The following is a 20,078-nucleotide window of genomic DNA, read 5'->3' as shown; positions in this document are numbered from 1 at the left end:
TTTTTAAAGAACATCAGCTTTTCGCTGTTTTCGTTACCGTTATTTCGTAACGAGGTGCGCATTATACAGAGGTTTTTTATCGCGTCAACAGCAATTTAAAAACTCGTTTCAAATCACTATCAACCCACCCCGCTAAAGGCACATCCTGACAACTCAACATGTCGTTTCGTTTAAGGAAGCCGCGCATTCTACAGCGATGAGGATTGCGGTCAAGCCCCCATTCACCACTATTACAATTCTGTTACAAATTGATGATTATTTCTTGAAAGCTGCTTTGAGTCGCAACCATGTTTGCGTCAAGACATTGCCATCCAGATGATAATGCTTATGCAAAGGCTGCTTCACTTCCCAGCTGACTTTGAGTCCTGCCGGAAAAGTAACGAAGTCACCCTTGCCAAAACTGACAGGTGTGCCGCCTACCGGAGTGACCACACATTCGCCATCTAATATATATGCCTGCTCTTGTTCATGGAATGTCCAGTCAAAAACAGACACTTCTTTTTGCCAGGTGGGCCACTTGGCAACACCGAGTGTCTTTAATTGTGTTTCGGCAGGATTATGTTGAACTTGAATTTGCATTTTGCTGCTCCTTATACTGAACCGCGCATTTTATAGGAAGCCATGCTTTAGCACGCATGGTTTTCGATAGTAAAATAGAATTTTTACAAATATACAGAGTGCATGATGCGTATCAGCCCGGCAAAGGCGATTGAACTGTTAAAGCGTGGTGAGGTAGTCGCCATCCCGACAGAAACGGTATATGGATTGGCGGCTGATGCACGCAACGAATCGGCCATTGCCAAAATATATGCGACGAAGCAGCGCCCGGCCAACAATCCACTGATTGTGCATATTGCCAGCTCAGCACAAGTGGCGGACTGGGCGAGTGAGTTTCCACCATTGGCACAACAACTGGCACACGCATTCTGGCCAGGACCGCTGACATTAGTATTACCAGCGCGCGCTGAGGTATCGCAAACCGTACGTGCTGGCGAACCAACCGTGGCCTTGCGCGTGCCGGCACACCCGGTGGCACTTACCCTGTTAAAAGATAGCGGTCTGGGGCTTGCCGCGCCTTCTGCCAATAAATATACACAGTTGAGCCCCACCACGGCTGAGCATGTGGAGTCTGGCCTGAGCCATGACATCCCTGTATTGGACGGCGGTGCCTGCCAGGTAGGGATAGAGTCAACCATCGTCAGCGTGCACGGAGACGAGTGGCAATTATTGCGCCCAGGCATGATAGAGGCTGCAGCGATCGCCGCGATTGCAGGCAAACCGGCCACCCAGCAATCGGTGCCAACACCGAAGGTACCTGGCCAGCATTTGCTGCATTATTCGCCACGTACCCCCTGCCTGCTATTTGCGTCAATCCCAGCCATGTTGCACTACGCCCAAACCAGGCCAGCAGCCGCTGCGCTGTTGTTTGGCAATGCACAGCAGGTGACAGCCAAAGATGTTTACCTGCCGAATAACCCAGCGCAAGCAGCTGAGCAACTCTACGCCGCACTACATACACTGGACACCGCACAGGCTGAGGTGATCCTGATCGAATCGCCACCAGTCAGCCCGGAATGGGATGCATTGCGTGACCGCTTGCAACGTGCGGCCTACCAGCCCGACGACCAAAACAATTGAGTCTGTGAGGCATGACTGGCACAATATGGTGCATATTTATTTATAGCCTCTGATTAGAACAAGATACACACAATGAAAAATACCTATCAACATTTGATGATCGCTGCCGCCTCTGCCTTATTGTTTGGCTGCGCCAGCTTTGAGTTTCCCAGCATGTTTGACAAAGGCACCAAGGAAATACCGCGCTATGGCAAAGAAGCCATCCATTACCAATGCGACAACTACCAGTCTTTTGGCCTGAAACTATCTGCAAATGGTGACGAAGCCTGGGTCATGCTGCCTGATCACGAAATTGGCCTGGCCAGAGATGCGAGCGATAAGCAGCTTTATCACTACGGCACCATGGATTTGCGCCTGAACGGCGAGCAAACCACGCTGGATGACAGTGATCATTTACACCTCAAAAACTGCAAACCTGCCGAGACCAAAAAGTAAGTAGCTGTTGGCACAAAAAAGCCCTGCAAAAGCAGGGCAAATACATCGGAGGGGAAAACCGAGTCTGTTAAATGCTGACCAAGCCGCCAAACAGGCCAAGCACGCTACCTAAGAGGGGGCCAACCAATGGGATCGCCGACAGGGTACTGACCAAACCGTTGACCGTGCCGCCGGTAGAACTGGTCGCACCGCCCAGCAAACCACCTAACAACGGAATGCCACCCAGCAAACCGGACAGATCCAAGCCCGCACCGCCAGAAACCGCTTCAACTTCAACCTTTTTCAAGTTTTGAATTGCCATTTACTTCTCCTCATTTACGTTATTAATGTGCTCTTTCTAACCATGCAATCCTTGACGACTGCACAATTAACTCGCGCCCACCATCACCTTGATTCAAGATAATTCAGACGGTGATATCGCTGCATAACAGCCACATCACAGCAACATAATATTAACTAAAATTAACAATTACGTAAACAGGTTAACGGCCATTGATGTTCAAAGGTTCGACAATCGCCCACAAGCCGACATTGCCCATATTGGCAGCGAGTTTCAATCTGGCCGCACGCAAGGCTGCCAGCGACTTGATATGCTGCTGCCTGGCGCTGGACAGTGCATTTTGCGCCCCCAGCAACTCGATCATATTGCCCACCCCGGCCTGATAACGCCCTTGCGCGACCTGAAACGCCTCTTGAGCATGGCGCACGAGCTCCTCCGTCGCACGCAGATTTTCGCGTTCTGACATCAAAGCGTGATAGCTTTTCCATACCTCCAGCGAGACCTGCTGCATGATGCGATTCAGTTCTGCCACGCGTGTTTGACGCTCTGCTTCGGCAGATTGCACCTGATAGCTACGCGAAAACCCTTCAAATAAAGGCATATTCAGCTGCAAACCGACGGTGGCCGTGGTTGAGTACACACTACTGGCCGGAAAGTTTGCCAGTTGCTGATAGCCCATCTGATCCGAACGACTCAATTCAGTATTAAGGTTTAAGGTTGGCAGTCCTTCTGCACGCACAGCCTTCATATTTTCTTCAGCGGCCTGTACTTTAGATTTCGCGGCAAGAATGGCCGGATGCGATTCGAGGGCCTGTTGGATCAGCACATCCACCCGGTTAAGAAAATCTGCCTGCTCCAGTGGTTGGCTGCGTTTTAACAGCTGAAAGGTGGTATTGGCCATTAAGCCCATGGCGGCGGACAACGTGCCATGGGCATTTTTCAGGTCCCCCTCGGCTTTGGTTCTATCTAGCCGGGCTTGAGCGTAAGCCGTTTGCGCTTGTAACTGGTCGGTGAGTAAACCGACACCAGCCTTGAATTTGGCCGTTGCCACGGCCAGGCTTTCCTTGGCCAGTGACTCAGCATCCTCAAAAGCGGTCAAAGTGGCCTGTGTGGTCAAATTGTCAAAATACGCCTGGGCGGCGGTGATAAACACTTCTTGCAAGGCAGCATCATGCGCAGCATTGGCGGCATTTAATAAGGCTTGTGCCTGACCAAGCTTGGCCGAGCGCTGTCCCAAGTCAGCCAGTAACCAGCTCAGACGTAAGCTGGCCGTACGGTTAGTAATGTGATTGTCCTGGTCCAGCGAAGAGAACAATGAGTTTTCAACGTGATTTCTCACTTTGGCCGTGCCTGCCGTGATATTGATACGCGGTAAATAATTGGACTTTTGTACCGCCACTTGCGCGGCCTGCGCTTTGGCGATGGACCAGGCCTCGGCGCTACGCGGACTGTTGCATAAAGCCTGCTCAACCACATCAAGCAGTGTCAGCGGCCGTTGCGGCAAGGCCGCGGCACAGGGCGCCAATTCAGATTCAGCCGCTGTCGTTAACATCTCTTTGGCCGGGCTACCGGCGACGCGCCCCTGGAACTCAGTAAAGTCGGTCAATTGCAGTGCCATGGCGCTGACTGGCAATACAAGCCCCAGCACCCAGCATAATGGCAATGCCTGGCGCAAGGATACACTCATGCGTCCGCCAACGCCGTCATATGGACTTTGCCCGCCGCCATCACAATCACACGCTTGGCCGAAGCGATGGTCTCGGGCCGGTGCGCAATAATCACGCGCGTCATATCGAGCGCCTGTATGGCCTGGTTGACCATGGTTTCACGCGCCACATCTAGGTGGCTGGTCGCTTCGTCGAGGAACAGGATTTTGGGCTTTTTATATAAAGCGCGTGCCAGCAGGATACGTTGTTTTTGCCCGCCAGACAGCGCTGCGCCCATATCGCCGATCAGGGTATTAAAGCCCATGGGCATGACGGCAATTTCTTCATAGACTGCCACCTTGCGCGCACATTCTTCCACCCACGCCATATCAACTTGCTGATCGAAAAATGCAATATTGTCAGCAATAGAGCCTGCAAACAGCGCATCGTCCTGCATCACCGTACCGACCATATTGCGCAGATGCGACAAGCCCAGTTTGGACAACGGTTGCCCGCCCACCAATATCTGCCCTTCTTTAAAAGGGCGCAGCCCGAGCATAATGCTCATCAAGGTGGACTTACCGCAACCGGAAGCGCCGACAATGGCCACCGATTCGCCTTCAGCAATCTCCAGGTCGACGCCATCCAGCACCCAAGGTTCGCCATCCGCATAACGGTAACGCAAGCCCTGAATCACAATATTGGCAGGCAGTTTTTCAATCTCCTGCTTGCTCATGGTATCCACGACTTCAGGCTCCTGCTCGGCCAGGGCAATATCCGCCAGGCGCTCACCTTGCAAATGCAACATACGCATCTCAACCATGCGGTCAATCAGGCCGCTCACGCGCGTCACAAACTGGTCTTTATAGGCAATAAAAGCCAGCAAGACGCCAATCGTGAACGCACCCTCCATCACCAGTTTGGCGCCTAGCCAGATAATGAGGATACGCTCCACGCCGAACAACAAGCCATTCAGCAAGCGGTACATCACCTGCAACTTTTGCGTACGTAAGTCAGCATTCACTTGCTCGACAAACAAGCCTAACCAGCTATTTCTGCGCTCGTCTAATCGTTGAAACAACTTAAGCGCCCGCACACCGCGCACGGTTTCAATAAAATGGGTTTGCTGTTTGGCGGCATGCACGATTTGCTCTTCAGTGGCATTGCGCAAAGGCCGAAACCAGGCCCAGCGCCCCAGGCCATACAACAGCATGGCACCGATAGCGATCCAGGCCATGGTCGGGCTATACAAAAACATCATGGCCAAGGTCGCCACGGTGAGCACACCATCTAGGATGGCTTCGACAAAGGTACTGGTCAGCGTGTGCTGGATTTGATCAATGGCGCCAAAACGCGACACCACATCGCCCAGATGCCGCTTTTCAAAGAAACCGACCGGCAAGCGGATCAAGTGCGCAAATAAATTGGCCCGCCATTGCACGTTGAGCGTGGTAGACATATGCATGATGACCCAAGCGCGTACCGTGCTAATGGCCTGCTGCATAAAGACCAGCAGGCCAAAACCAAGTGCCAGCGTGGTGAGCAAATCCCGGTCTGCCGACACCAGCGCATGGTCAACGACCCATTGCATATAAAACGGCGACACCAGCGCAAACACCTCCAACGCCAGCGCTAACAGCAACACCTGCCCCAGCGAACGATAAAGACCGGTGACATGCCCCATCATGTCACGCAATTTCACGCTTTGTTTAAAGGTCACCTGCTTAAAGCCTGGGTTGGGCCACAACTCCAATGCCACGCCAGTAAATGCGGCAGACACCTCATCAAAACTCAACTTGCGTATACCCATGGCCGGGTCATGAATCACCACCTGGCGCGCGCCCACCTCTTTCAACACCACAAAGTGGTTGAAATTCCAGTGCAAAATGCACGGCCGACGCAAATCTTTTAAGTCTTCCAGCTCTAGTTTGACCGGGCGCGTGGTAAAACCCACGGCTTGCGCCATGCCCATCAGGTGACTCAGGGTCGTGCCCTTGATTGAGACCAGGAACAATCGACGCATGGTCGCCAGGTCGGTGCGAAACCCATGATAGTTTGACACCATGACCAGGCAGGCCAAGCCGCACTCGCTGGCCTCGGTTTGTAACGTGATGGGCAGTGTACGCCCCAGGCCAAAAGACAGCTGACTAAGAAAAGACATGACTCACTTTCATTTCCATGGCTACAACTTGCCAGTCAAACTAATTAATGGCTCCAGCACCCACTCATACAAGCGCCTACGTTCGAGCATGACGTCAGCATCCAGCAACATGCCAGGCTGCAAGGGTTGCCTGACGCCATAAGCGACGATGGCTTGCTGGTCTAGCACGACTGAAATGCGGTAATAAGGCTCGTTGTTTTGGTTATTACCAGCAGGATTGCCCATGGTAAAAATCTCACTGGCTGGCAACGCTGTCTTCGACACGGACACCACCCGGCCAGTCGCCTGGCCAAATTTCTGGTAGGGATAAGCCTGGTAACGCAAGCGCACCGGCACACCGGGGCGGACGAACCCCACGGCGCGGCTGGGTGCAAACAAATGCGCTTCCAGCCTGGCGCTACGCGGCACAATACTCAGCAGCGGCCGACTGCCTTCGACCGCCATGCCGACATTTGTAACGACGGCAGTGGCCGTGCCGGACTCAGGCGCACGGATCACCAGGCGTCGCTTGGCTTCGCTTTCGGTCAGCTGTTGATTGACACTGGACACACTGCGCTCCAGCTGCGCAATCTGGTTTTGATGTTTGGCCCGCACACTGGACAACTCGTCCTGACGGGCAAGCACATCACGTTGCATGCGCACCTGTTCGCGCGCCATGGACTCTAGCCGCGAAGACTGCTCTATCCAATCCTCTTGTTTTTGCTGCGTTTGCTCACGTGAAATATAGTTTTTCTCCAGCAATCCCTGATAGCGTTGATACGCCTCTTCGCTCAATGTCACGCGCGTCTGCTGCGCTTTATATTGTGCTGCCAGCCGGGTCAGCTCTTCCTGAATCCCTAGCAGACGTGACTGCAATGCCTGTTGTTCATCATGCTGTTGCAGCCTGGTTTTGACGATTTCGTCGCGCAGCGATTGCCGTTGTTGGGTATGTTGTGCGCTGATGGACGCCTGCACAGAGCCCTGCCCATCCGAGTAACGCTCACTGGACAATACAAACAGAATATCGCCTTGCTTGACCAGCTGCCCTTCTTGCACTTTCCTTTCAACCACCAGCCCTAATTGCGGCGCATACACTTTCAACAAGCCTGTTTCCGGCACCAACTGCCCCATGACCGTACTACGCTTGGTATAAGTCGCACACGCCATAAACAGCACCACAATCACCGCAAAGATGATGGCCAGGCCAGTGAGCAACAGGTAACTGACAGGACGCACTAGCAGGATAGTGCCCAGCCAATGGTTTTTTTGTGCATTGAGCGCAGCGTGACGGAATAAAGGCTGATTGGCCATGACGGTAGATGCCAGCGACGGAGATTACACCTGGTAAATTGAGATAATATTTATTAACAAACCAGCGAATTATAGGGGTGTGACAAATTTAATGTCAATATATGTTAAGAAAAACATCGCCACCAAGTCGGACAGTACACATGCTGATTGCAAGGCAGGCTAACAGCACCCTGCGGATAAGCCAGCATCCGCCATTCCCACAGAACAACTCAAGCCATTGATTTTTATCACTTAATTTTGTGGCACACATTCTGCAATTAAACATTCTGGAACGTGACCTCATCACGCCTGCGCGTGATGAGGACGACTGATATCCATTGATAACCGAATGACTAATCTCAGAGTGAATACATGAAAAACAAACCTACCCCTCACAGCCTGCACCGTATTTCTTTATTAACCAGCCTGGCCCTGCTCAGCAGCCAGGCATTTGCCGAAGCCACCATACAGCGCAATGACAACCAGTTCATTAATATCGGTATTGCCTCGCGTGTCAGCTTTAGTTCGATTAAAGACGCCGCCCCCAGTGGTAAAGACCGTTCTAATGACTTTGAAGTGGAAGAAGCGCGTTTATATACCAACGGCAAACTGCACGAAAACGTCTCGTTTGAATTTAACTTTGCCCGCAATACGGCAGACGACAAAATAGAGTTACTGGATGGTCACTTGGGCCTGGAATTCAACAATTACGCCAATTTCTGGATTGGCCGCTTTTTGCCGGCCGCCAGCCGCGCCTCTGCCGTTGCGCCCATGTATTCGACCACCTTTGACTTCCCGATTGCCGAGCAAGGCTCTTACCAGTTTGGCGGCCGTGACAATGGCGCCGTGTTCTTTGGCTCAGACAGCAGCAATGCCTTTAAATACTATGTCTCGGCCACCAATGGTCGTCAGGGCGGCTCTAACCAGGCTGACAACCTGTCTTATGCCACACGCCTGCAATACAACTTCTGGGATACCGAGCCTGGCTTTTACAACCTATCCAGCTACGATGGCAAAAAATCCATCCTGTCTGTCGGCGGCTCTTACCGCTACCAGAAAGATGGCACCGGCACTATTTTGAATAAAGGCGATTCCAAGTATTGGAACCTGGATGCGCGACTGGAAAAGCCGTTGAGTAATGGCGCTGTGCTGGGCGCGGAGGCCTCATATTACAACTACGATAACGACAATACCGGTGATACCGTATTGCCGGAAGCCAAAGGCTTTTTCATCAACGGCAGCTATACGTTTGCTGACAAAGTGGGCATAGGCAAATTCCAGCCCAAAGTGATTTACCAGGAGTTTAACAATGACACCACCGGCCTCGACCGCAAACGTATTGATGTGGGTGTAGGCTATTTAATCGACGGCGACAGCAACAAGCGTATTGATGTGTTCTACTTCAGGGAGAATCGCAACAACTTGCCGGATATTGACGGCATTAAAGCCATTTTCCATGTCGCACACTTCTTCTAAGCCTTTGTTCAGACAATAAAAAACGGCCTGCAAGGCCGTTTTTTTACTGCTGCAATACTTATTTACCAGCTTTTCTTCTGGCGGCAAAGCCTACCAGACCTAAACCAGCCATCAACAAACCATAAGACTCTGGCTCAGGCACAGTGGTCACAGACAAGTTTTTAACACCCCAGCCTTCATCACCCAACCCTTGTGGAATGGCACTGGCGTAACTGAAAGTCAGGTTATTGCTACCTAATACCAAAGTGACTGGCAGTGTAATGGTCAACGAGCCGCCGTTATTAAAACCGTTGTAGACATAATTTGACACGTAGCTTGCGTCACCTTGAGTAATCGTGATCGGGCCACCATCACCACCCAGGTTAAAGCTCGCAGAAAACACAGCGCTGCCGTTCACTGAGAGGGTGAAATAATCTTCATAATTGTTGTCTGGAAAACCATCCAGGGTTGCGTAACCAATCAGGTCAAATGAAACGGTCGCAGCCGTCGCAGCCGCATTAAATGAATAGTCTACAGAGTCCGGACTGACCAAAGCAGTACCATCAAAGTCATAAGCCATGGCCACCGGCGTCATAAAGGACGTAATTGCAATAAATGAAAAAGCACCAGCAAGTTGTTTTAGCATCGAAAGCTCCCAAAGTGTTTACAGTTAGTTTTATATAATTGCAACAAATATGTTACACAATTTATTACTAAATTGTAACTACCTGAATGGGTCATGCATTAGCGGCCACCCAGATAAGCGTCACTTAAGACCTGGCTGCTGGCAATGGTTTGCGCATCGCCGTGGTGGGTGATTTGCCCGCTTTCGAGCACATAAGCATAGTTGGCATAACGCAACGCCACGGTGGCATTCTGCTCAGCCAGTAAAAAGCTCAGGCTCTGGCTTTGCTGTAATTGGTGCACAATTTCAAAGATTTCCTCAACAATCTGCGGTGCCAGGCCCATGGAGGGTTCATCAAGCAGGATCAGTTTGGGATTCGCCATCAGGGCGCGACCGATGGCAACCATCTGCTGTTCTCCGCCTGACGTATATCCCGCATAGTTTTTGCGCAGCAATTTGAGACGCGGAAAAAAGGCATAGACCCTTTCCAGATCCTGTGCCAATGCCTTACTGGAAGGCCGGCGGATAAATGCGCCGGTGAGCAGGTTTTCTTCCACGGTTAAATGCCCGAAGCAATGCCTGCCTTCCAGCACCTGCACCAGGCCTTGTGCCACCAACTGACGTGGTGTGGCTTGGGTGATCTCCTTGCCGCCATAGACAATCTTGCCTTGCACGACCTCTCCGCGTTGCGCCGGTGCCAGGCCGGAAATTGCTTTCAGGATAGTGCTTTTACCGGCGCCATTGGCACCCAGCAACGCAACAATAGACTGCGGCCCGACTTGCAGTGAAATATGTTTGATGGCAAAAATGACCTTTTCATAGATCACTTCAATATCATCCATTTGCAATAGCGGTTCGTACGCCAGATTGTGCTGTATTGAATTTATTTGTTGTGATTGCGACATCACCACCTCCTCAATTTGATCACGTCGGCATTGACTGCCCACGGCATCAAACTGCACATGCACACCGCACGTTGCGGTGTGCATTGATTTCATCCCTGCCTATTTATTTGGCAGCAACTTCTTCTTTGCTGCAATCACGCGGCGTGATGCCTTTTTCCTTGGCATACTCGTGTGAAGACTTTTCAATAATCGGGCGCAACAACTGGCGGTCAGCCTGTACCCACTCTGAAATAACTTTCCACTTGCTGCCATCCCATTGCTGGAAGCGCACCGCACCACCACCTTCATGGTCAGCGCAACTGAGTTTCAATGGCTGTACCAGGCCCAGGGCACCGAGTTCTTTCAGACGCGCATCATCCAGCTTGATATTCTCGAAGCCCCAGCGCACCTCTTCACCGGTCAGTGGACGCTTGCCGAACTTGGCTTGTGCCACGCGCACGGCTTCAACGTTCAAAATGCCGTTGACCACGCCCAGGTTGTAATACACATTGCCAAAGCGTTTAGGGTCTTGCAGATTGCCTTTGCCAGCTTTAATCACATATTGGTTAATGCCCTGCAATACCGGGAAGCTGGTGCCAGAAGGATGGGTGGTAATCGAGATAAACCCTTTGGCCGCATTGCCTGCAGGCGCCGCGTCGTCTTCGGAGTTGCTCCAAATGTTGCCGATGATATGGTCAGCCGGGAAGCCAGTCTTTTGTGCGGTCTTCAAAGCCACCGGGTTCATCACGCCCCAGCCACGCAGAATCACCCAGTCTGGTTTAATACGGCGGATGCTCAGCCACTGTGACTGCTGCTCGTTGCCTGGGTGCGGCACTTCAATCAGCGTCAACTCAAAGCCATATTTCTTCGCCAGCAGTTCCAGAATCGGGCTGGTTTCTTTGCCGTAAGGTGAGCCGTGATACAGCGTGACGATCTTCTTGCCTTTAAGCTTATCGAGGCCACCAGATTGGTGGGCAATGTAATTCACAATCGCCGACACTTCGCTGTAAGGATTCAATTGCAGCGGGAAGGCATACGGAAACACGCTACCATCGGTGGAGTCGGTACGACCGTGGTTAATGGTAATCAACGGCAATTTGTCAGCGGTAGAACGATCCAGCGTGGCATAAGCAATGCCTACAGACAGTGGATTGGTCGCCGCCGCTGGTGCGCCGTTCAAGCCTTTTTTCAGGCGCTCGTAGCACTCGACGCCTTTTTCCACCACGTATTCAGTTTCGCACTCGCTCCAGGTGAATTTCACACCGTTCACGCCGCCGTCTTTGGCATTGACGTATTGCAGGTAGTCAATAAAGCCCCCAAAAAAGCCGGAGCCACCCGCGGCATAAGGCCCGATGCGGTAACTCTGTAACGGAAAATATTGCTCATTGGCGGCCTGCACTTGCGTGCTCACACTGCTCACTGCCAAGCCGAATGCTAGCCATAGCCAGCGATGTTTAGCTAAAAATTTCACTCTAAAACTCCTTATTGAAAATATAAAAATAGCTACTAATCGTTTTTAGTTATATAAAAGTCCGTATTAAGCGTTCAACACATGAAAAGTCTCCTTTATTCGATGGGAATGAACGGCCTAAAAACGCAGCGGCCAGACCCGCAACCGTTGCTTGATGGTTTGCCAGACTTGGGCCAAACCATTGGGTTCTTTGATCAGGAAAAAGATAATCAGCGCGCCAAAGATCATTTTCTGGAAATTCTCTAGCTGCCCTGGGTCTATAGACCCAGCGAGCAGGCCAGAAGACAAGTTGGAAAGCAAGATAGGAAACAGCACAATAAACGCCGCGCCGAGAAAACTACCCAAGATGCTGCCCATACCGCCGATGATAATAATGAACAAAATCTGGAAAGAATGAGATAGATCAAAGCCATGTGGCTCAACCGTCCCCAGGTAAGTGAATGCCCACAACGCGCCAGCAATGCCCAGGTAAAATGAACTGATGGCAAACGCTAACAGTTTGGTTTTCGGCACCGAAATACCGATGACGGCGGCAGCGGTATCCATATCACGCACTGCCATCCATTTTCTGCCCAACTCGCCGCTGACAATGACTTTTGCCAGCACGCCGAATGCCAACACCACGGTTAATGTCAGCAGATAGCGGCCGACGGGCGAACTCAAGTCGGTGCCTAATAGCTGCAACGGCGGTGCCGTAATGACCCCAGAAGAAGAGTTGTTCGAAAACCAGGAGAAGTTGGTGAATACCCATTGCACCAAAAACTGTGCCGCCAGCGTAGATACAATCAGGTAAAAGCCTTTGATACGCAAACTGGGCAAGCCAAACAGCAAGCCCACGCCACCCGCAGTCAAGCCACCTAGAATCAGGCTGGCCACTAGGGGCAAACCTTCAATGCGCAGATGAAAGTTATAGGTGGCAAACGCGCCCACGGCCATAAACGCAGCTGAGCCTAGCGACAACTGCCCGGCATAGCCCGTGAGCAGGTTCAAGCCCAGCCCGGCCAGTGACAGCACCAGGAACGGGATGAGAATGGCGCTAAACCAGTAATCATTGCCGATGACAGGCACCAGAAGAAACGCGAATGCCAGCAATGCCGCAAACGCCCGGCGCTCCTGTTTAAGCCTGAAAAAGCGCTTATCCTGCTGGTAAGCGGTGACAAATTGTCCGGATTCTTGATACAGCATAGTGTTGATACCTGCGCCTTATTTACACGCGTTCTATGGCTTTGTCGCCAAACAGCCCATATGGCCTGACCAGTAAAAACAACATGGCCAGCACATAAGGGAACCAGTTTTCGATACCGCCACCAATGAGTGGCCCGATAAACACTTCGGCCAGTTTTTCGCTGGCACCGACGATCAGGCCGCCAACAATCGCACCTTCAATCGAAGTGAAGCCGCCGATGATGAGCACCGGCAAAGCTTTAAGCACGATGAGCGACAGTGAAAATTGCACACCCACACGCGCACCCCACAACATACCAGCCACCAGGCCAACAAACCCAGCCACCGCCCACACAATCAGCCATAAGCGCTGCAGATGTATGCCGACCGCCAGCGCGGCCAACTGGTCGTCAGCCACGGCGCGCAAGGCAATGCCAATACGGGTTTTATTGAACAAAAAGCCCAGCAACACCACCAACCCACCCGCAATCGCGGCGGCAAACAGGTCAAACTGCGACAGCAAAATGCCAAACACTTCATAAGGCTCATCGTTAATGCCGATGTCCAGCGCATGTACTTGCGCGCCCCACACCGCTTGCGCCAGGCCCTCAACGATATAGCTCAATCCCAATGTCGCCATAAACAAGGTGATGGGCGAGCGGTTGACCAATTTACGCAAGACCAGCAATTCAATCAGCCATGCTAGCAGCGCCATGGTGATCAAGGTGATGACAAATGCACCCCAAAACGGTACGCCTCGCTCCAGCAAGCTGACAAAGGTCAGTGCAGCAAACAGCACCATAGAACCCTGGGCAAAGTTGAACACGCCTGAGGCCTTATAAATCAGCACAAAACCAATCGCCACCAGCGAATACATGACGCCAGCCAGCAAACCACCCGTGAGTACCTCGAGAAAGAAATTCATTTGTTATCCTTAGGCCGTTTCGCCATGCTTGGTGCCCAGGTAAGCGGCAATCACTTCTGGGTTGGCACGCACTTCATCAGGCGAACCGTCACCGATTTTTTTGCCATAATCGAGCACCACCACATGGTCAGACAGCGACATCACCACGCCGATATCATGTTCAATCAGCACGATGGTGGTGCCAAATTCGCGCTGGGTCTCGACGATAAAGCGGCTCATCTCGGCTTTTTCATCGGCATTCATACCTGCCATCGGCTCATCCAGCAGTAGCAATTCCGGCTCGGCCGCCAGCGCTCTCGCCAGCTCAACACGTTTTTGCAAACCGTAAGGCAAGCCGCCAACAATGCTGTTGCGCCAGGGCTGCAACTTGAGGAAGGCAATCACGCGCTCGGCTTTCTGGCGCTGACGCAGCGCATCGGCCGGTGCGCGGCCGAGGTTGAACACCTGCTCCAGCCAACTGCTCTTCACTTTAAGGTTGGTGCCGGTGAGCACGTTATCCAGCACCGACATGCCCTTGAACAAGGCAATGTTTTGAAAGGTGCGCGCCACACCGCGCCTGGCGGCCCATTGCGGATGCATGGTGGTGCGGGATTCGCCCTGATAAGTGATACGCCCCTCATCGGCTTTGTAGACACCGTTAATCACATTCAGTAATGAACTCTTACCGGCGCCATTGGGGCCGATCAAGGCGCAGATTTCACCTTTTTTGACGGCAAAGCTGATGTTGGTGATGGCTTTCACGCCCTTGAATGACAGTGAAATACTGTCCAGCACCAATAATGGTTGTGCGGCTGCTGTCATATGGCTGACCTCAATGCTTTCAAGCCAAAGTAGTGACCAAGGTCTGGTGACTGTTGCGGAATCACTTGCAACTGGCTGGTTCGCCAAACGGACTCTTCTGGCCAGGCGCGTACATGAATACCGATAGACAAAAAGAACTGCTCCGCTTCAGCCGACAAAGGTTCGCCGACCAATAAAGGCACGCGCGTGCGGCGCAGGCCAAGCACATCTTGCAAGGGCAGAATCACCAGCCACTTTGCAACTGTGGATAACACCGGCAGCCGTTTTTGCGCAACCCGTAACGCCCAGGTCACCAGTAAAAACTGCCAGCTATTGGCAAGCGGCCAACGCGATTGCGTGAGCGCATATAAAGGCTGGTAAGTCGCTGCCGTGCCCGCCACCAGCGTAGGCCCCAGCTCGCGCCGGTCGGTGTCGCGGGTGGCCAGGTTTTCGGGGAAGTTCAGCGTAAAACCGGCCAGCAACCACGGCGACAGCAAATACCGGGCATGGCCACTAGCAGCAAATGCCCGCGCCGCCAGCGCTTGCTCCTGATCGCTGAGTGCTTCCTGTGCGACCAGTTGCCGACCGTTATTCAACAACTCGGCATGGCTTAACTCGCGATACTCCAACTGATACCCATCACTCAGCCGGTAAAAACGGAACGCAATATCGTTAGTGCCCGCCACACTGTCCAACGCAGGCAACGCCTCGTCAATGGCACCCGTCATGATCTGGCTGTATGCTTGTATGGCCGGATGGCGATAATCCGCCAGGCCGCGGGCATCCGCATAGATCACCAGTTGTACATCTGGTTTGGCGGCCAATACCTGGTCAACCTGCGCCTGCGCTTCTGCAAACACAAACTTGGGCCGCAGTGTATGCAGCAAATCCAGCAACTGCGGTTGTGCGTAGGCAGGATCCAGCAGCGCAGACACGCCGCCTAACCAATGCGCTGCCAGCGAAAGCAACAAAGCCTCTGGCCTGGGCTCACTGAGCAAAAACAGCGTATCGCCCTTGCTAAAGCCTTGTTGCTGCAACCGCCGTGCAGCACGCAACACGGCATCATGCGCGGTCTGCCAGTTGATTTGCTGCCAGATACCCAGTTGCTTGTGGCGGATGGCCACTCTGGCTGGGCGCTCTCGCGCTTGCCAGGCTAACCAGTTTGGTAATGTCTCAGCGGCCATAGGGTTTCTAGTCGATTGATTAAGCAGCTTTAGCCAGTTTCTTGGCTTCGAGCTCACGCACCAGTGGCAATACTTTTTCGCCAAAGTAGGCCACCTCCTCCTGAAAGTGCAAAAAGCCAGACAGAATCAAATCTACACCCACCGCTTTTAACTCAACGATGCGTTCGGCAATTTGTTGTGGGGTACCGATCAAATTGGTTTTAAAGCCATCGTTGTATTGCACCAGGTCTTCAAAGGTCGACTGGGCCCAATTGCCTTCTTTCTCAGGACTGGCAGCACCTGCATTTTTCACCTCATGGCCAAAGGCATTCACCGCTTCCGGGTTAGCTTTGGCAATAATCTCGGCCAATACTGCTTTTGCTTCCTCTTCGGTATCACGCGCAATCACAAAGGCATTGACGCCGATTTTGACCTGGTGATTATTAGCAGCAGCTTTGGTACGAATATCATCCACTTGTGCCTTGATACCCTCAACCGTATTGCCGTTGGTGAAATACCAGTCAGACACGCTGGCTGCGTTGTCACGCGCGGCACGTGAGCTGCCACCCTGGAAAATTTCCGGATGTGGCTGCTGCAATGGTTTTGGTTTCAGGGTGTAATTGCTAAAACGGTAGAAATCGCCCCGGTAGGTAAAGTTATCTTGCGTCCAAATACCTTTAAGCGCCTCAATAAACTCTTTAGAACGGCGATAGCGCTCATCATGGTCCAGCCAATGCTCGCCAATCGCGGTGAATTCACCACGAAACCATCCAGACACAATATTCACGGCGATACGGCCTTCGGTCAGCAGATCAATAGTCGCCAACTGCTTGGCCGCCAGCACCGGATTCCATGGCCCGGGCAAAATCGCTGCAATCACTTTTAATTTAGTGGTCGCCGCCAATAACGCGTGCGAAAAAGACACAGACTCATGCTGGAATTCCGCGCCATAGCCCGCCGTAAAACGGATCTGGCTCAAGGCGTATTCAAACCCGGCCTTCTCGGCAATTTGCGCCAGTTTGCGGTTGTAGTCGATATCCCAACTGGTGCGTTGCTCAATGTTACTCACCACCAGGCCGCCACTGACGTTAGGCACCCAATAGGCAAATTTAATGTTTTCTGTACTCATGTTTATTCTCCAAATAGTCGCCTGGCTTATACCGCCAGCAAACGGTCTTTATTAATCAGCTCACGATGTTTGAGCAAAGGCAGGGCTCGCTCGACGGCCAACGCGATACGCGCAGTGACGGCCTCACTTTTCACCTGGTAGTTTTCAAAATCGGCTTCGGTGGCATACACACCGATCGGCAAAGTCAGTGCCTGGAAAAAGCTAAACAGCGGACGTAACTCATGATCAATAATCAAGGCATGGCGCTCGCTGCCACCTGTCGCCGCCAGCAACACCGGCACATTGACCAGTGCTTCGTAGTCAACCAGGTCAAACAGGTGTTTAAACAAACCGGTGTAAGACGCGCGGTAGACCGGCGTCGCGACGACTAACAGGTCAGCGGTTTCAATGGCCTGAATATCTTTCTGCACCTTGAGTGGCAGCGCTTTGGGGTCGTAAGACGCGACCAGGCTGCTGCTTATTTCATTTAATTCGATCAGGTGCAGATCAATCGGCAATTGCTTACCCAACTGTTGGGTGATTGCCTCCACCAGCGCAGCTGTTCTGGAAGGCAATTTATAACTACCGGACACGGCAGTGACTTTTAACGGACGGCTCATCATGACTCCTCATTAAGATTGCTGCTGCCGCTTTGCATGTGCAATAGCGGTCAGGCCAGCTCACTTAATACTTAGCAGCATCCATGCCAAACTAATTTAGTGTTAAATTTCAAATACTTATACTGTTTTTAATGATTTTCACCCTGTTGAATTCAGGCCTGTTTTGCTGATGCACTGCTGCTATACCAGCAACCCCTCTCAAAATGCAGCAGCTAAGTCATGGCTTGTTTGTGCATTGCACAGGCTCAATTGCTGATTAATCAGCAGACATTCAGCAAAAAACTGTTTCTATAGAGGCGGTGAAAAATACAGATTGCATGATTGTTATTTAAAAACAATTAGTTAACTATTGGCATGCTAAATGCAAAGTCATACACGGACGCGCAGCCACTTTTTAACTAAACGCTGCGTATTTATTCCCAACCTTTACTTGATAAGGATTCAATATGACTGCACATGCAAGCAAGATTGCGCATTTGCCTAATCACCAGCCGCGCCAACCGGCACATATCATCACCAGCGATGCCGAAGCCATTAGCGTGGCCAAGCAAGTTGCCAGTGAGATCGCCAAAGAAGCCATACTCCGCGACCAGGAAAGACGCTTGCCACGCAAGGAGCTGGATTTATTCTCCAGTAGCGGCTTATGGGGCATTACCGTACCTAAAGAATATGGCGGTGCGTTTGTGTCGAATAAAACACTGGCGGAAGTGATTGCCACGGTGGCAGAAGCCGACCCCAGCATTGGCCAGATTCCACAAAACCATTTGTATATGGTGGAAGGCCTACGCTTGGACGGCACCGAGTTTCAAAAGAAATATTTTTATGAGCTGGTGCTGCAAGGCGTGCGCTTTGGTAATGCGTTTTCTGAGATCGGCACCCGCAGTGTCAATGATGTCAAAACCAAACTGACACCGACTAACAGCGGCTACTTCTTAAACGGCAAAAAATTCTATTCTTCTGGAGCCTTGCTGGCTGACTGGGTACCCGTGGTGGCCAAAGATGAACAGGACAATACCGTGGTGGCTTTTGTGCCTGCAGGCGCAGAAGGCCTGACCATCATTGACGACTGGTCCAGCTTTGGCCAGCGCACCACCGCCAGCGGCACGACTATTTTGGAAAATATTTTTGTGCCTAGCGAATATGTGTTGCCGCACCATTTGGCATTTGACCGCCCGACCGCCATGGGCCCAGTCGCCCAAATTATCCAGGCCGCTGTCGATACCGGCATTGCGCGTGCCGCGTTTAAAGATACGCTGCACTTTGTGCGCAACTACACCCGCCCATGGATAGATACCGACCTCGAACACGGTTACGAAGACCCGCACACCATTAAAGACATCGGCGACTTGCAGATTCGTTTACACGCGACTGAAGCTTTGTTGGCGCGCGCCGGGGAATACATAGACGAAGCGCAACGCAACCCGAATGAAGACACGGTGGCAGAAGCGTCTATCGCCGTCGCCGAAGCCAAAGTGCTGAGTACAGAAACCGCACTGCTGGCGGGTAGCAAACTGTTTGAACTCGCTGGCACGCGCTCGACCCTGGGTGAATACAACCTGGACCGCCATTGGCGTAATGCGCGTACGCATACGCTGCATGACCCGGTACGCTGGAAATACCATGCCGTGGGCAATTACAGTTTGAACAACGTGAAACCACCACGCCACCCTTGGATTTAACGCGTTCATTCAAGTGGTTACAATAAAGCCCTCGTATGAGGGCTTTATTGCTTTAAGCGATGATTAGGTTTAACCGCTATAGACCATGGCAGCATCCAGCAATTTGCTTCGTTGGCGGACACCATGCATGCGTGGCGGTGCATAGGTCAACTGCTGCTCGCGATAGGAAATCATGTCTGCAATAGTGATGATGGTTAACCCATGTTGTCTTGCGAATTTGAATAAATCCGGGCGCCTGGCCATGCTGCCGTCGTCATTAACGATTTCGCATAGCACGCCCACCGGTTGCAAGCCTGCCAGTGCCGCCAGGTCATGCGCCGCCTCGGTATGGCCCGGCCGCTCCAGCACACCGCCACGGCGCGCACGTAACGGGAAAATATGGCCAGGGCGGTGAAAATCACTGGCCACACTGGCTGGGTCGGCCAGCTTGCGTAGCGTGAGCGCACGATCCGCCGCCGAAATGCCGCTGGTGGTGCCGTACTTGTAATCCACACTTACTGTAAACGCGGTGCGGAAAGGGTCAGCGTTATGCGTCACCATTTGTGGTAAATCCAGCGCCTGTAAACGTGGCGCGGACATACCCACGCAGACCAGGCCGCTACTATGCCTGACCAGAAACGCCATTTTTTCGGTGGTAATTTTTTCAGCGGCAATAATCAAATCGCCTTCGTTTTCACGATCGGTATCATCCACCACAATCACAAACTCGCCATTGGCGATGGCCTCGATCGCATCGGTGACTGCATCAAACTGTTCTGTTTTTTGTAACATGCTG

At 52.1% G+C, this 20,078-nt stretch carries 19 protein-coding genes; 4 read left to right on the top strand and 15 right to left on the bottom strand.

The features are described 5' to 3' along the window. Window positions 1-255: 255 nt before the first annotated feature. On the bottom strand, window positions 256-579 hold the full coding sequence (locus ACIDE9_RS03865) for a cupin domain-containing protein (protein WP_194752429.1): 324 nt from the start codon (window positions 577-579) through the stop codon (window positions 256-258). A gap of 102 nt (window positions 580-681) precedes the next feature. Between ACIDE9_RS03865 and ACIDE9_RS03860 the strand changes: the two genes are divergently transcribed. Both ACIDE9_RS03860 and ACIDE9_RS03855 read left to right on the top strand, forming a co-directional pair. Beyond that, on the top strand, window positions 682-1,638 hold the full coding sequence (locus tag ACIDE9_RS03860; RefSeq protein ID WP_411992832.1) for an L-threonylcarbamoyladenylate synthase: 957 nt from the start codon (window positions 682-684) through the stop codon (window positions 1,636-1,638). Between the two features lie 72 nt (window positions 1,639-1,710). Beyond that, the gene (locus ACIDE9_RS03855) at window positions 1,711-2,073 is read left to right on the top strand and encodes a hypothetical protein (protein ID WP_194752431.1); all 363 of its coding nucleotides are present in this window, start codon (window positions 1,711-1,713) and stop codon (window positions 2,071-2,073) included. Between the two features lie 67 nt (window positions 2,074-2,140). On the opposite strand, the gene ACIDE9_RS03850 is transcribed toward ACIDE9_RS03855, so the two are convergent. The 4 genes from ACIDE9_RS03850 to ACIDE9_RS03835 form a co-directional block, all read right to left on the bottom strand. Further along, a complete protein-coding gene (locus tag ACIDE9_RS03850; protein ID WP_194752432.1) occupies window positions 2,141-2,374 on the bottom strand; it encodes a hypothetical protein in 234 nt (77 codons plus the stop codon). A 181-nt stretch (window positions 2,375-2,555) separates the two neighbouring features. After that, on the bottom strand, window positions 2,556-4,040 hold the full coding sequence (locus ACIDE9_RS03845; protein ID WP_411992829.1) for a TolC family protein: 1,485 nt from the start codon (window positions 4,038-4,040) through the stop codon (window positions 2,556-2,558). Beyond that, window positions 4,037-6,160 (bottom strand): peptidase domain-containing ABC transporter, encoded by a 2,124-nt coding sequence (locus tag ACIDE9_RS03840; RefSeq protein WP_411992827.1) that lies wholly within the window; start codon window positions 6,158-6,160, stop codon window positions 4,037-4,039. Before ACIDE9_RS03840 ends, ACIDE9_RS03845 begins: the two co-directional genes overlap by 4 nt. Window positions 6,161-6,181: 21 nt before the next feature. Continuing rightward, complete coding sequence (locus tag ACIDE9_RS03835) at window positions 6,182-7,450, bottom strand: HlyD family secretion protein (RefSeq protein ID WP_411992826.1); 1,269 nt, start codon at window positions 7,448-7,450, stop codon at window positions 6,182-6,184. Between the two features lie 351 nt (window positions 7,451-7,801). On the opposite strand from ACIDE9_RS03835, the gene ACIDE9_RS03830 reads away from it, so the two are divergent. Further along, window positions 7,802-8,905, top strand: coding sequence for a porin (locus ACIDE9_RS03830; RefSeq protein ID WP_411992824.1), 1,104 nt, complete (start codon window positions 7,802-7,804; stop codon window positions 8,903-8,905). A 58-nt stretch (window positions 8,906-8,963) separates the two neighbouring features. Here ACIDE9_RS03830 and ACIDE9_RS03825 read toward each other — a convergent pair whose 3' ends face one another. The 9 genes from ACIDE9_RS03825 to msuE all read right to left on the bottom strand — a co-directional run bounded on the left by ACIDE9_RS03825 (window position 8,964) and on the right by msuE (window position 17,627). After that, on the bottom strand, window positions 8,964-9,530 hold the full coding sequence (locus ACIDE9_RS03825) for a PEP-CTERM sorting domain-containing protein (protein WP_411992821.1): 567 nt from the start codon (window positions 9,528-9,530) through the stop codon (window positions 8,964-8,966). 98 nt (window positions 9,531-9,628) lie between these two features. Beyond that, the gene (locus ACIDE9_RS03820) at window positions 9,629-10,414 is read right to left on the bottom strand and encodes an ABC transporter ATP-binding protein (protein ID WP_411992854.1); all 786 of its coding nucleotides are present in this window, start codon (window positions 10,412-10,414) and stop codon (window positions 9,629-9,631) included. Window positions 10,415-10,517: 103 nt separating this feature from the next. After that, window positions 10,518-11,864, bottom strand: coding sequence for an ABC transporter substrate-binding protein (locus ACIDE9_RS03815; protein WP_411992820.1), 1,347 nt, complete (start codon window positions 11,862-11,864; stop codon window positions 10,518-10,520). 117 nt (window positions 11,865-11,981) lie between these two features. After that, on the bottom strand, window positions 11,982-13,049 hold the full coding sequence (locus ACIDE9_RS03810) for a branched-chain amino acid ABC transporter permease (RefSeq protein WP_411992818.1): 1,068 nt from the start codon (window positions 13,047-13,049) through the stop codon (window positions 11,982-11,984). 22 nt (window positions 13,050-13,071) lie between these two features. Next, window positions 13,072-13,953 carry a branched-chain amino acid ABC transporter permease gene (locus ACIDE9_RS03805; RefSeq protein ID WP_411992816.1) on the bottom strand — a complete coding sequence of 294 codons (882 nt, stop codon included), beginning with the start codon at window positions 13,951-13,953 and terminating at the stop codon, window positions 13,072-13,074. Between the two features lie 9 nt (window positions 13,954-13,962). Beyond that, complete coding sequence (locus ACIDE9_RS03800) at window positions 13,963-14,754, bottom strand: ABC transporter ATP-binding protein (protein WP_411992814.1); 792 nt, start codon at window positions 14,752-14,754, stop codon at window positions 13,963-13,965. Then, entirely contained in the window at window positions 14,751-15,917 is a 1,167-nt protein-coding gene (locus tag ACIDE9_RS03795) for an AMP-binding protein (RefSeq protein ID WP_411992812.1), read from the bottom strand. The genes ACIDE9_RS03800 and ACIDE9_RS03795 overlap by 4 nt, the downstream gene beginning before the upstream one ends. Window positions 15,918-15,936: 19 nt before the next feature. Beyond that, entirely contained in the window at window positions 15,937-17,025 is a 1,089-nt protein-coding gene (sfnG, locus tag ACIDE9_RS03790) for a dimethylsulfone monooxygenase SfnG (protein WP_411992810.1), read from the bottom strand. Window positions 17,026-17,051: 26 nt separating this feature from the next. Then, a complete protein-coding gene (msuE, locus tag ACIDE9_RS03785) occupies window positions 17,052-17,627 on the bottom strand; it encodes an FMN reductase (RefSeq protein ID WP_411992808.1) in 576 nt (191 codons plus the stop codon). 443 nt (window positions 17,628-18,070) lie between these two features. On the opposite strand from msuE, the gene ACIDE9_RS03780 reads away from it, so the two are divergent. After that, the gene (locus ACIDE9_RS03780) at window positions 18,071-19,303 is read left to right on the top strand and encodes an SfnB family sulfur acquisition oxidoreductase (protein WP_411992805.1); all 1,233 of its coding nucleotides are present in this window, start codon (window positions 18,071-18,073) and stop codon (window positions 19,301-19,303) included. A 69-nt stretch (window positions 19,304-19,372) separates the two neighbouring features. Here ACIDE9_RS03780 and ribB read toward each other — a convergent pair whose 3' ends face one another. Further along, the gene (gene ribB / locus ACIDE9_RS03775) at window positions 19,373-20,074 is read right to left on the bottom strand and encodes a 3,4-dihydroxy-2-butanone-4-phosphate synthase (protein WP_411992803.1); all 702 of its coding nucleotides are present in this window, start codon (window positions 20,072-20,074) and stop codon (window positions 19,373-19,375) included. Between the last annotated feature and the right edge of the window lie 4 nt (window positions 20,075-20,078).

It is taken from the genome of Methylophilus sp. 'Pure River' (assembly GCF_046765995.1).
Classification (GTDB): domain Bacteria; phylum Pseudomonadota; class Gammaproteobacteria; order Burkholderiales; family Methylophilaceae; genus Methylophilus.
This window is presented reverse-complemented; position numbering and strand designations above follow the sequence as displayed.